Origin of the sequence: Collinsella sp. LCP19S3_A7 (assembly GCF_052121995.1) — a bacterium.
In the GTDB taxonomy this organism is placed as follows: domain Bacteria; phylum Actinomycetota; class Coriobacteriia; order Coriobacteriales; family Coriobacteriaceae; genus Collinsella.
The window spans coordinates 20,604-32,434 of the sequence record NZ_JBQKDE010000014.1 but is presented as its reverse complement, the minus strand read 5'-3'; the positions used below and the strand labels follow the sequence as shown (position 1 = coordinate 32,434).

The following is an 11,831-nucleotide window of genomic DNA, read 5'->3' as shown; positions in this document are numbered from 1 at the left end:
CATGCCAGAGGGTTCCGTCCGCAACTTCGACGAGATCTCGGACCGCTTGGACCAGATCATCGCTACCGTTCGCTCCAAGGATACGTCCTTGGAGCGTTCGCTCGATTTGTTTGACGAGGCGATCGAACTTGGCTCCCGTGCGGTCGATATGGTCGACAAGTTTGAGTTGACGCCTCGTGAGGCCGATAAGCTCGAGCAGGAATACGATGAGGATGCGGCAAACGAATCCCAGGATAACCAGGCCGCGTCTCCGGATACGAATGGTTGATGGCATTCATGAAACGCGTGCGTCTCGATGACGAACTGATTTCACAGGGCATCTGCGCCGACCGCGCGGATGCCCTTCGCACTCTTATGGCCGGCTTGGTCTCGAGTGGCGGCGAGCGTTTGACCTCGCCGGGCCTTAAGGTGACGCCCGGTCTGCCCCTGCACGTGAGGGGCCGTATTCCCTACGTGGGGCGCGGCGGGCTCAAGCTCGAGGGCGCGCTCGATGCGTTTGGGATCGATCCCATGGGACTTGCTTGCCTCGATGTGGGCTGCTCCACGGGCGGCTTTACCGATTGCCTGCTCAAGCGTGGCGCCGCAACGGTCGTTTCGGTCGATGTGGGTCGCGCCCAGTTTGATTGGTCACTGCGCCAAGACGAGCGCGTGAGGCTCCATGAGCGCACCAACGTGACACAGCTGCCCGAGCTTGGCTACGGCGGCGCTATCGACTTGGCTGTCTGCGATGTGTCGTTTACGAGTATCGCGAATATCATCGACGCCGTGTTGGCGTGCCTGAAGCCTTCGGGTTCGTTCTGCACGCTCGTAAAGCCGCAGTTTGAGGCGCCGGCTGCGTTGGTGGGCGAGGGCGGTATCGTGACCGACCCCTCCGTCCGCCGCGATACGCTTGTGGCGGCGATTGAGCTCTTTGCCGCCAAGGGCCTGTTTCCGCTCGACGTGTGCGTGTCGCCCATCCATGGCGCCAAGGGCAACGTCGAATTTTTCCTGTACGGCACGAGGTTTGCCTCTGGCGAGCGTGCCGACGATGAGCTGCAATCACAGGTAACGGCTTTGAGCGAGAAAGCTGCAACGCTATGAAGGTCTTTCTGGTTCCCAATTACTACAAGCAAGAGGCGGTCGAGAGCGGCCTGATGCTCGAGCTTTGGCTTTCGCGCCAGGGCTACGAGGTCGCATGGGCTGCCGATCAGCGTTCCAAGATCCAGCGTGCGCCCGATGTTGACGATGCCGACCTGGTCATTACGCTCGGTGGCGACGGCACGCTGTTGCGTGCCGCCCGCATTCTCAACTACCGCGAGATCCCCATTCTGGGCCTTTCCTATGGTCATTTGGGTTTTTTGACGGCTGCGAGCCCCGAGGATCGCGATATTTTGCAGGTCGTGAGCGATGCCCTTTCCGGTGAGCTCCATGTGAGTCGCCGCGCCACCCTCGCCGCGGATATCGTTTCGGTGCGCGAAGATGGCACGAAGGATGTCGTGCGCACGTTTGCCCTTAACGATATGGCGCTTACGCGCGGGCCCCTGTCCGATATGGTTGAGTTTGACATCACGGTGTCCGGCCATCATATCGACCGCCTGCGCGGTGACGGCGTCGTCGTTTCGACAGCGACCGGTTCCACCGGCTACGCGCTTTCCGCCGGCGGCCCCATCGTCAGTCCCGATTACACGGGCATGGTTTGCGTGCCCATCGCCCCACATACCATTCAGGCTCGCGCCTTTTTGACCTCGCCAAGCGATGTCGTCGAGATTTTTATGTCCGATGACCGCCCGAGCGTGCCTGCGATCGCCATCGATGGACAGTTTATTTCCTGCGATGGCACGGTCGAGAGCGTGGCCGTGCGTCGCGGTCCCGGCGATGTTCTGCTGCTGGATTACGGCCCCGAGAGCTTCTATAACTCGGTGAGCCGCGTGTTCTACGGAGTGCGTCATGATCGATGAGCTGCAGGTTTCCAACATTGCCCTCATTCGCGAGGCGACGTTGGTTCCGAGCGCGGGCTTAACGGTTCTGACCGGAGAAACCGGCGCCGGTAAGACCGCTTTGCTCTCGGCGCTTAAACTCATTCTGGGCGAGCGCGCGGATTCGTCGACGGTGCGCGAGGGCGAGACGCTTGCCAACGTCGAGGCGCGCCTGTTTGACGGTCCGCACGACACGGAGGGCTTCACCGTGCAGCGCAGTCTTTCTGCCGAGGGCCGTAGCCGCGTAAAAATTGACGGCCGCATCGCCAGCGTGCGTGAGCTTTCGGAGCGCGTCGGCGTGATGATGGATCTTTGCGGCCAGCACGAGCACCAGCGCCTGCTCGACCCGGCGCATCATGTTGCCATGGTCGATGCATGGGCGGGGCGCCCGGCGCTCGAGGCGCTCGATCGCTATCGTGCTTGCCTTAAGGCATCGCGCGCGGCTGCCAAAGAGATCCGTCGCGTCGAAGAGGCCTCACGCGCGCAGGGGAGTCGTGTCGAGGAAGCGCGCTTCGCTCTGGAGCGCATCGCCGAGGTCGACCCCAAGCCGGGTGAGTATGAGGAGCTCGAGGAGCTGCTGCCGCGCTCCGAGCATGCCGAGGTGTTGGTGGCAACGGCCAACGATGCCCATGCGTCGCTTGCTGCCGAAGGGGGAGCACTCGATGCCGTGAACAGCGCCGTGGCTGAGCTTTCGCGTATGGCTACTGTCGATCGCAAGCTGGGTGTTATCGCCGATGCGCTTTCGGATGCTTGCATCTCGCTCGAGGATTGTGCCAACGAGCTGCGCGCCTATCGAGATGGGGTCGCCTTCGATCCGCGCGAGCTGGCTCGTATGCGCGAGCGGTATTCCGATCTTAAGGGACTTTTGCGTCAGTGGGGTCCCACCATGGACGACGTGTTTGCCATGCGCGATAGCTCGCGAGAGCTGTTGTCGCTGGTAGACGATGGTGATGAGCGGATTAAGAAGGCGCGCGAAGCGCTTGGCGCGGCGGAGCGCGAACTGTTCGCCGCCGCCAAGGCACTTAAGCGTGCACGCAATACGGCAGCCCCGCGCTTTTGCCACGAGGTTGGCCGTCAGATGGCGCGCCTGGAGATGGGCGGCGCCGAGCTCGTTTGGGACTCGCGCGATCTTCCGCGCGCCGAGTGGACGCCGGCGGGCCCTTCGAGCTACGAGCTTTTGTATCGTAGCGGTGCCGGATTGACGCCGCGCCCCCTGCGCCGCATTGCTTCTGGTGGCGAGCTGAGCCGTGTCATGTTGGCGAGCAAGGTTGTTTTGGGTAACGCGGACGGCGTGGATACGTTGGTGTTCGACGAGGTCGATGCCGGTGTTGGCGGCTCTACTGCACGCGCCCTTGCGAGCGTTCTGGCAGATCTTGCCGCAACGCATCAGGTGATTGTCGTAACGCACCTGGCGCAGGTCGCCGTCATGGCCGACAAACATTACGTGGTGAGCAAAGAGCCGGGCGACGTTCCCCAAACCCATCTGGATGAGGTGGCCGGGGACGCCCGTACCGCAGAGATCGCCCGTATGCTGAGCGGCGATCAATCGGAGGCAAGCTTGGCGCACGCTAAGCAGATGCTCGAGGAAGCGCGTGCTTAGGCCGAGCCGTTACATGTATGTTCGACCCGGCCGCCACGAAACCGGACCATCTACTACGTTTAATAGGCTATCGGCAACCACGCCTTGAATTGCAAAAAGAAAACCGCAGGTAGAACGCCTGCGGTTTTTCTATTTTCGGTATGTGGTTGGGCCATACTGATAAAACGTAGTAGATGGGCCGGTTTCGTGGCGAGTGGCGTTTGTCGGCTCGCCAAAATTTCTATTCCACGACCTTATCCGGCTGGATAAGCTCCTCGTAGTAGCTGATGTGCTCTCGGGCGTCCTCGATTTCGGGCAGCAGGAAGTTGTAGATAACCTCGATGATCATCGTGGCGCTGATCTTGGAGAACGCAAAGTCGCCCGTGGTGAGCAGCGCCTCGTGGTTCACGGTATTAAAGGTGTAGTCGGCTAGGCGAGCAAGCGGAGACTTGCTGTCGCTGCTGATGACGACTACGGTGGCACCACAGCCTCGAGCCGCTTTTGCCATGCGATTCAGTCGACGCGACTTGCCAGAGTTCGAGATCAGCACGATAACGTCGCCGGGGCGCAACGTGAGCGCAAAACCAATCGAGGTCTCGCTGATGGTGCTTGACATACAGCGAAGGCCCAGTTGCGAAAACTTAAACGTCGCGTCGAGCGCAACGGCGTTGGTATTACCTACGGCTGCAAACTCGATAGCCCCTGCGTTCTTAAACGCGTGCACGACGGCTGCCAGTGTATCGTGATCAATGCCATCGATGGTCGCATTGAGTTCACTGACCTTTGCGGCGAGGATGTTTTTGAGGCTCTGCTCCATATTATCGAGCGAGACCTCGTCTGTGAGGCCCTCGTTGCGCTGGCTCTCCAGGTCGCGCGCCAGCGAAAACTGAAAGCTGCGAAAGCTTCCAAAGCCCAGCTTGCGGCAGAAGCGCGAGACGGTGGCCTCGGAGGTTGCGGCGGCGCGCGAGAGTTGCGCGGCTGTTAGGAGCGGTGCCTCGGACTGGTGCTCTAGGATATAGTCGACAATGCGCTGCTCGGACTCGCTGTATCCCTTGTGCGTGCTAATAAGGGAGAGTGCGCTCTTGCTGCTATCGGACATGGATGACTCCTGGTTGGCGTTAAAACCTGTCTTGTTGTGTGCCGCTCTAGTATACGGGGAAATCAATTACAAGATACACCTTGCTGTTTCAAAAGTTGATGGTAAACTTTCATCGACCGTTTACGGTTGTGAAAGAACCTTTCACCGGAGAAATAGGCTGGATTGCTTCTCATATAAGCGGTGGCTTGGTATCTTTCAGGAGTGGAAAAACGCGCACCGTAGCGCGTGTAGGGGAGCGCCCGCGGGCGCAGTATTCAAGAAGGAGGGACACATGGCTAAGTTTGACATCATCGCCGCCACCGGTTGCCCGACCGGCATCGCGCACACCTTCATGGCGAAGGAGGCGCTGGAGAAGGCAGCTGCCGAGCGCGGTCTGACCATTAAGGTCGAGACTCATGGCCAGGTCGGTGTCGAGAACGAACTCACGAAGGGTGAGATCGCCGGTGCCAAGGCTGTCGTCGTCGCAGCCGATAAGGATGTCCAGGCGGAGCGTTTCGCCGGTAAGCCCATGGTTTCCGTCGGTGTTTCCAAGGCCCTGTCCGTCGAGGCTGCCGGCAAGCTGATCGACCGTGCTCTCGCCGCCAAGGGCGATGACACGGTTGCGGCTGCTGCCGATGTCGAGGATGAGGTCGAGGAGAAGGAGTCCATCGGTCACATCATCTATAAGCACCTCATGAACGGCGTCAGCCACATGCTGGTCTTCGTCGTTGCCGGTGGTGTTCTGACCGCCGTTTCGTTCCTGTGGGGCATTACGTCCTTCGATTCGACGGCTGCCGACTACAACAGCTTTGCCGCTATGCTCAAGATCATCGGCGGCATCGCCATGAACCTCATGGTTCCCGTGCTTTCCGCCTATATCGCCGAGTCCATCGGCAAGCGCCCGGCGCTCGTTCCCGGCTTTGTCGCCGGTATGATCGCCATCCAGGGCCTGCCCGTTAATGCCGAGACCGGCATGATCGATGCCGGCGGTGCCGGCGTGGGCTTCGGCTTCCTGGGCGGCATCGTCGGCGGCTTCCTCTCTGGCTATGTCATCCTGCTGCTCGAGAAGGTTTTTGCCAAGCTGCCCAAGAACCTGGACGGCCTCAAGGCTATCTTCCTGTACCCGCTGTTCTCGACCGCCATCGTCGGTCTGGTCATGCTCGGCATCTCCGGCCCCATGGCTGCCATTAACACCGCCATGATGGACTTCCTTAAGGGTCTGTCTGCCTCTGGCGCTGTTGTCCTGGGTCTTGCCATTGGCTGCATGTGCGCCTTTGATATGGGCGGCCCGGTCAACAAGGCTGCTTACGTCACCGGTACCGCTATGCTCACCGAGGCCCTGGCTGCCGGTGTCGGCACCGACACCTATAACTTCGGCACCAACTTCATGGCTGCCGTCTCCGCCGCCTGCATCGTTCCGCCGCTGATCACCACCTTTGCCGTCATCGTCGGCAAGAAGTACTTCAGCCAGGAGGATCATGACGCCGGTATCGTCAACCTCATCCTTGGTTGCACCCACATCACCGAGGGCGCCATTCCGTTCATGACCAAGAACATCTGGCCCGTCATGCCCATCATGATGCTCGGTTCCTCCATCGCCTCGATTCTGACCATTATGTTCAACGTCCACGATCCGGCGCCTCACGGTGGTTTCCTGGTCCTGCCCGTTGTCGAGAACGGTCCGCTGTGGGTCCTCGCGATCCTCATCGGCGCCGTGGTCGGTGGCATCCTGTTCGTTGCTTTCAAGAAGTATGACTTCGAGAAGAATCAGAAGGCCGCTCCCGCCGCTGCCGCTAAGCCGGTCGAGGCTCCCAAGGCCGCTGCCGTCGAGGCCCCCAAGGCTGAGGCTTCCGACTTCGTGAAGGTCGAGAACGTTTTTGTCGCCGAGGATTTTGCTTCTCGTGACGAGGCCCTGAGCTTTGTCTCCAACCAGGCTGTCAAGGCCGGTATCGCTGACGACGCCGACGCCGTAATGAACGCCTTCCTGGCCCGCGAGGCCGAGGGCACCACGGGCATGATGGAGGGCTTCGCTATTCCGCATGCCAAGTCTGATGCCATTACCGAGGCCGCCGTCATCGTCGTCAAGGACGACTCTGGCGTGACCGGTTGGGACACCATGGACGGCGCTCCCGTCAACGTGGCTATTGCGCTGCTCATCCCCGGTGCCCAGGCCGGCACCACGCACCTCAAGATCCTGTCCAAGGTCGCCGAGGCGCTCATGGACGAGGGCTTCCGTGCCACCGTTAAGGGTTCTACCGACGCTGCCGAGATCGCTAAGACGATCAACGCCCGTCTGGTCTAATCCCGCAGCTTGCGAATAACATCGCCCCCTGTATATAAGGCGGAGACTCCATCAGGGGTCCCCGCCTTTTTTCAAGTTACCCGGTACTGAGGGACGTTTCCTTCCTGCCGACAGTTCGGCATATTCCTCAGTTCACAAGAGGGCATAGATAGCCCCATCAACCAGATCAACCAGGCGAACAAATTATCAGCCAAAATTTCGTGCGCACGATATTGCTCTGGACCGACCGAGTTTCCGCAGCTCGCCTGCCGGACGGGGCGGTTAAGTTTGTCGCGAGTTCCGCACGCAAAGGAAAGCACTTAATGTGCTTTCCGTCTTGCGCAGGACTGTAGAGCAGCAAACTTAACCGCCCCGTCCGGCAGGCGAGCGTGCAGGAACGACATCTGTCCAACAATTCGTGCGAAACATAATGAAAAACCGTTTGATGTGAGTTAATATAATCAACGTCGTGAATATGGCTCCTGTCGCATTGCTGATAGGGGTTAAACACAAAAAAGGAGTCAATTATGGTTTCTGAGAAGGCTACCCTCGTTAATCCTCAGGGTCTTCACATGCGTCCGGCTGGCCTCTTCGCCTCCACCATGGGCAAGTACGCCTGCGACGTGACGGTCGTCACCCCCGAGAAGGAGGTCAACGGCAAGTCCCCGATGGCCCTCATGGCTGCCGGCATCCCCTGCGGTACCGAGGTCGAGGTCAAGTGCGACGGCGCTGACGAGGCCGAGGCTCTGGCTGCTGCCATCGAGCTCATCAAGAGCGGTCTTGGCGAGTAGAACTCAAACGGGTCGCATGTTGAACAACTAAGTTCATATTTGGGGGCGCAGTGACCTGTTTAAAGGGAACTGCGCTCTTTTGTCATGGATATGGCAAAACGCTTTATCACATGACACGGAGAGAGGAATAGGAATGTATCAGGGAGTCAACGCTTCCGAGGGCATCGGTATCGGCACCGTCATGGTTGCCGTCGAACCCGACTTGACGTTTGAGCCGCACGAGGTTGCTGATTCGGCAGCAGAGAAGGAGCGCTATCAGACCGCCCTTTCGGTCTTCTGCGAGAAGACCCAGGCTCAGGCCGACCACATGAAGGAGACGGTGGGCGAGGCCGAGGCCGAAATCATGAGCGGACACATTGTCCTGGCTCAGGACCCGGGCATGACCGACGCCATCAACGCCGCCATTGACGGCGGCACCTGCGCCGAGCAGGCGCTCATGGACACCTCGACCATGTTTGAGAACATGTTCCTGTCCATGGACGATGAGATGTTCCGCCTGCGCGCGGCAGACATCGCCGACATCCGCACCGGTATTCTGGCCGAGCTTTTGGGCAAGGAGGTCGTCGATCTCTCCGTCCTGCCCGAAAACACTGTCGTTGTCGTGCACGACCTTACGCCGTCCATGACCGCCACGATCGATAAGGCTCACGTTGCCGGTATCGTCACCGAGACCGGTGGCCGCACGTCGCACTCCGCGATCATCGCCCGCGCCCTCGAGATTCCGGCTGTCCTTTCGGTTGCCAACAGCTGCACCGCGCTGCGCAACGGCATGACCGTTGTCGTCGACGGTGGCAAGGGTATCGTCGAGGCCGATCCCGACGAGGAGACGCTCGCCGCCTACACCGCCAAGGCCGAGGCTTTCGCTGCCGAGAAGGCAGCCCTCGAGGCTTTCCGTGGCAAGCCGTCCGTGACTGCCGATGGCATCAAGAAGATCATTGCCTGCAACATCGGTAACCCCGATGACGTGCCCAACGCGCTCGATTACGACGCCGAGGCCATTGGCCTGTTCCGCTCCGAGTTCCTGTTCATGGACTCCGCCGAGCTTCCTTCCGAGGAGGAGCAGTTCAATGCCTATCGTAAGGTTGCCAGCGCGCTCAATGGCGCTCCGGTCATCATCCGCACGCTCGACGTGGGTGGCGACAAAGAGATCCCGTACCTGCACATGGTCAAGGAAGAGAACCCCTTCATGGGCTTCCGTGCCGTGCGCTACTGCCTGGCCAACCCCGACCAGTACAAGGTGCAGCTCCGCGCTCTGCTGCGCGCCAGCGCCTTCGGTGATGTCAAGATCATGATCCCGCTCGTCACTTGCGTCGAGGAGGTCTTGGCCGTTAAGGAGCTCGTCGAGGAGTGCAAGTCCGAGCTGACCGAAGAGGGCCGCAAGTTCAACGAGAACATCGAGGTCGGCATTATGGTCGAGACGCCTGCCGCATCGCTGATCGCTGACCGCCTGGCCGAGGTCGCCGACTTCTTCTCGATCGGCACCAACGACCTGATCGGCTACACCATGTGTGCCGACCGTGGTAACGACACCATTTCTAACCTGTACCAGGTGTACTATCCCGCCGTGCTTCGCTCGCTCAAGAACATCATCGAGAGCGGCGTCAAGGCTGGCATCATGGTCGGTATGTGCGGCGAGGCCGCTGCCGATCCGCTGCTTGAGCCGCTGCTGATCAGCTGGGGCCTCGAGGAGTTCTCGATGAGCGCTCCGTCTATCCTGCGCGCCCGCAAGACCATCAGCCAGTGGACCAAGGCCGAGTGCGACGATCTCGCCGAGAAGGCGCTCGCCTGCAACACTGCCGAAGAGGTCAAGGCGCTGCTTGAGGCTGCCGCTCGCTAATTTGGTATCAGAGGTAACCGCGTGGTTGGAATGGGCTGGCCGCGCGGCCCTCAAATATACAGGGGGTACTGTAAATGTTCTACACGCTAACCGCTAACCCGGCTGTCGACATGACGGTTTCGAGCTCTCCGCTCGAGCCCGACGAGAACGTCCGCACCGGCTCGGCCAGCTACACGGCTAACGGCAAGGGCCTCGACGTGTCCTTCGCCTTTAAGAAGATGGGCGTCGACACCGTCGCGCTCGGCTTCTTCGCCGGCTTCACGGGCAAGTTCATCGTCGAGGAGGTCATGAACCTGGGTTGCCTGTGCCGCCCGGTCTGGACCGACGGCATCACGCGTATCAACACCTATGTCAACGATGGCCAGCACGAGTACGGCATCCTTAACCCCGGCGCCCCGATTACGCCGGAGCACCAGAAGGAGCTCTACAACATCCTGGACACCGCGGGCGATCTTGAGTGCCTGATCGTCTCCGGCTCCGTGCCTCCCAAAGCTACGCCCGACTTCCTGGCTCAGGTCATGGAGCACGCTCAGGCTCGTGGCGCCGACGTCGTCCTTGACCTGTCTTCCGACAAGCTCAAGGAGCTCGCTCACAAGAAGCCTCTGCTCATCAAGCCGAACCATCACGAGATGAAGGCCATCTTTGGCGTGCCGGTCGACACCGACGACGAGGTCCGCGTTGCTATGAAGATGGCTCACGATGCCGGCGTCCAGAACGTGCTGCTCACCCGTGGTAGCCGCGGCGACGCTTACTTCTCCAACGGCGAGGACATCTGGTACGCTAAGCGTGAGTTCAACATCAAGCTGGTCTCTTCCGTCTGCGCTGGCGACTGCACGCTCGCTGCGTTCCTGCACAAGTGGTACAGGGATCGCGACAACGTCGAGGAGGCCATGAAGCTCGCTATGGCCACCGGCGCCAACGTTGCCGAGTCCGTGGGCATCGGCGACTTCGGTCACGTCGATGAGTACAGTAAGCGCGTTGCTGTCCGCAAGCTCGATCGCAAGTAAGCGAATCGCTACATATTCGTGGCTATATGGCGCCCCGGTTTAAGCCGGGGCGCTTATTTGTAAATTGCAAATGAGCTTCAGGGCAAGCACTCCTGATTTTTTTTGCCCCGCCTTGCTGCTTTTCTGACGACCTGCACGCGTTCTACACCGTTCGCCGAGTTGCTATGGTCTTTTCACAAGGTGTGGAATATACTTTCATTATCACGTTGCTTTGTGAAAGGAACATTCATGATTTACACGCTCACTGCAAATCCCGCCATTGATTACAACATTTCCTGCGACGGACTTTCCGCCAACACCGTCACCCGCACGCGCAACGCGGTCTATACGCCCAATGGCAAGGGTCTCAACGTCTCGTTCACCCTCGATCACTACGGTGTCGACACTACGATCCTGGGCTTTTTTGCCGGCTTCTCAGGCGAGTATATCGTCAAGGGCGCCGAGGCCCTGGGTGTGCCCGTCAAGCCCGTGTGGACTGACGGCATCACGCGCGTCAACGTTTTCCTCAACGCCGGTCCCGATACCGAGTACAACATGGTCAATGCAGGCGCTGCCATCAATGCTGCCAACGAGCAGGAGATGTTTGAGCTCATCGACTCGCTCGACGACATGACCTGCCTGGTCATTAGCGGCTCGCTGCCCCCCAACACCTCCGAGGGTTTCCTGGCCGAGGTTCTTCGCCGTGTTAAGGCAAAGGGTGCCGAGTTCGTGCTCGATATTTCGAGCCATCAGCTGGCCGATCTCATTGCCATGGAGCCGTTGCTCATTAAGCCCAACGACGACGAGCTGCTCGACATCTTTGGCATTAAGGTGAGCGGTGGCGACGACGAGTCCGTTAAGTGCGCTATGGCTGAGCTGCACGCCAAGGGCGCTAAGAATGTGCTGCTGACCCTTGGTGGCGACGGCGCGTACTTCTCCAACGGTGAGCACATTTGGTTTGCCAAACGCACCTTTGAGGTCAAGCTGCTCTCGACGGTCTGCGCCGGCGATTCCTCGCTTGCCGCCTTCCTGTCCGTGTGGCACGATGCCCCCGAGTGCGTCGAGGACGCCCTGCGCCTCTCGATGGCAACCGGTGCCAACGTGGTCGAGTGCCCTGGTTTGGGCGATTTTGCCAAGGTGGACGAATATAAGAAGCACATCGACGTTCGCCAGGTCTGCTAACCTTTTAGACACATCGTTGCCGAACACCCGCTTTGGATCTCCGAGGCGGGTGTTTTTATCTGTTGGCCGCATGGGCTCTGCTGTCTCGTTCGCGCGAACCGACGATGTGATTTCATGTGCGCTCACGCTTGTTTCTTGCTAG

At 59.9% G+C, this 11,831-nt stretch carries 10 protein-coding genes; 9 read left to right on the top strand and 1 reads right to left on the bottom strand.

What is annotated here, in order from left to right; translation table 11 throughout:
* Window position 1 precedes the first annotated feature (1 nt).
* Genes ACTQV3_RS07175 through ACTQV3_RS07160 form a run of 4 tightly spaced genes read left to right on the top strand, consistent with a single transcriptional unit; the run spans window position 2 to window position 3,555 of the window.
* Window positions 2-268: an exodeoxyribonuclease VII small subunit gene (locus ACTQV3_RS07175; protein ID WP_427728167.1), complete on the top strand. Its 267-nt coding sequence runs from the start codon at window positions 2-4 to the stop codon at window positions 266-268.
* Window positions 269-276: 8 nt separating this feature from the next.
* Complete coding sequence (locus ACTQV3_RS07170; protein ID WP_441535942.1) at window positions 277-1,080, top strand: TlyA family RNA methyltransferase; 804 nt, start codon at window positions 277-279, stop codon at window positions 1,078-1,080.
* Window positions 1,077-1,937 carry an NAD(+)/NADH kinase gene (locus tag ACTQV3_RS07165; protein ID WP_427794664.1) on the top strand — a complete coding sequence of 287 codons (861 nt, stop codon included), beginning with the start codon at window positions 1,077-1,079 and terminating at the stop codon, window positions 1,935-1,937. The genes ACTQV3_RS07170 and ACTQV3_RS07165 overlap by 4 nt, the downstream gene beginning before the upstream one ends.
* Complete coding sequence (locus ACTQV3_RS07160; protein WP_441535930.1) at window positions 1,927-3,555, top strand: DNA repair protein RecN; 1,629 nt, start codon at window positions 1,927-1,929, stop codon at window positions 3,553-3,555. Before ACTQV3_RS07165 ends, ACTQV3_RS07160 begins: the two co-directional genes overlap by 11 nt.
* Before the next feature lie 220 nt (window positions 3,556-3,775).
* Here ACTQV3_RS07160 and ACTQV3_RS07155 read toward each other — a convergent pair whose 3' ends face one another.
* On the bottom strand, window positions 3,776-4,633 hold the full coding sequence (locus ACTQV3_RS07155) for a MurR/RpiR family transcriptional regulator (protein ID WP_154515542.1): 858 nt from the start codon (window positions 4,631-4,633) through the stop codon (window positions 3,776-3,778).
* 271 nt (window positions 4,634-4,904) lie between these two features.
* Here ACTQV3_RS07155 and ACTQV3_RS07150 point away from each other — a divergent pair, with 271 nt between their 5' ends.
* The 5 genes from ACTQV3_RS07150 (at window position 4,905) to ACTQV3_RS07130 (ending at window position 11,689) form a co-directional block, all read left to right on the top strand.
* Complete coding sequence (locus ACTQV3_RS07150; protein WP_441048795.1) at window positions 4,905-6,914, top strand: fructose-specific PTS transporter subunit EIIC; 2,010 nt, start codon at window positions 4,905-4,907, stop codon at window positions 6,912-6,914.
* Between the two features lie 506 nt (window positions 6,915-7,420).
* Complete coding sequence (locus tag ACTQV3_RS07145) at window positions 7,421-7,684, top strand: HPr family phosphocarrier protein (RefSeq protein WP_022094575.1); 264 nt, start codon at window positions 7,421-7,423, stop codon at window positions 7,682-7,684.
* 133 nt (window positions 7,685-7,817) lie between these two features.
* Window positions 7,818-9,521 (top strand): phosphoenolpyruvate--protein phosphotransferase, encoded by a 1,704-nt coding sequence (gene ptsP / locus ACTQV3_RS07140; protein WP_441535931.1) that lies wholly within the window; start codon window positions 7,818-7,820, stop codon window positions 9,519-9,521.
* Between the two features lie 74 nt (window positions 9,522-9,595).
* The gene (locus ACTQV3_RS07135) at window positions 9,596-10,528 is read left to right on the top strand and encodes a 1-phosphofructokinase family hexose kinase (RefSeq protein WP_349125764.1); all 933 of its coding nucleotides are present in this window, start codon (window positions 9,596-9,598) and stop codon (window positions 10,526-10,528) included.
* Window positions 10,529-10,756: 228 nt separating this feature from the next.
* Complete coding sequence (locus ACTQV3_RS07130; RefSeq protein ID WP_427717343.1) at window positions 10,757-11,689, top strand: 1-phosphofructokinase family hexose kinase; 933 nt, start codon at window positions 10,757-10,759, stop codon at window positions 11,687-11,689.
* Window positions 11,690-11,831 lie beyond the last annotated feature (142 nt).

Bases quoted from the DNA above. Each gene is read 5' to 3' on its own strand.
- ACTQV3_RS07150 (WP_441048795.1), top strand. From the start codon at position 4,905: ATGGCTAAGTTTGACATCATCGCCGCCACCGGTTGCCCGACCGGCATC.
- ACTQV3_RS07155 (WP_154515542.1), bottom strand. From the start codon at position 4,633: ATGTCCGATAGCAGCAAGAGCGCACTCTCCCTTATTAGCACGCACAAG.
- ACTQV3_RS07135 (WP_349125764.1), top strand. From the start codon at position 9,596: ATGTTCTACACGCTAACCGCTAACCCGGCTGTCGACATGACGGTTTCG.
- ACTQV3_RS07175 (WP_427728167.1), top strand. From the start codon at position 2: ATGCCAGAGGGTTCCGTCCGCAACTTCGACGAGATCTCGGACCGCTTG.
- ptsP (WP_441535931.1), top strand. From the start codon at position 7,818: ATGTATCAGGGAGTCAACGCTTCCGAGGGCATCGGTATCGGCACCGTC.
- ACTQV3_RS07170 (WP_441535942.1), top strand. From the start codon at position 277: ATGAAACGCGTGCGTCTCGATGACGAACTGATTTCACAGGGCATCTGC.
- ACTQV3_RS07160 (WP_441535930.1), top strand. From the start codon at position 1,927: ATGATCGATGAGCTGCAGGTTTCCAACATTGCCCTCATTCGCGAGGCG.
- ACTQV3_RS07165 (WP_427794664.1), top strand. From the start codon at position 1,077: ATGAAGGTCTTTCTGGTTCCCAATTACTACAAGCAAGAGGCGGTCGAG.
- ACTQV3_RS07130 (WP_427717343.1), top strand. From the start codon at position 10,757: ATGATTTACACGCTCACTGCAAATCCCGCCATTGATTACAACATTTCC.
- ACTQV3_RS07145 (WP_022094575.1), top strand. From the start codon at position 7,421: ATGGTTTCTGAGAAGGCTACCCTCGTTAATCCTCAGGGTCTTCACATG.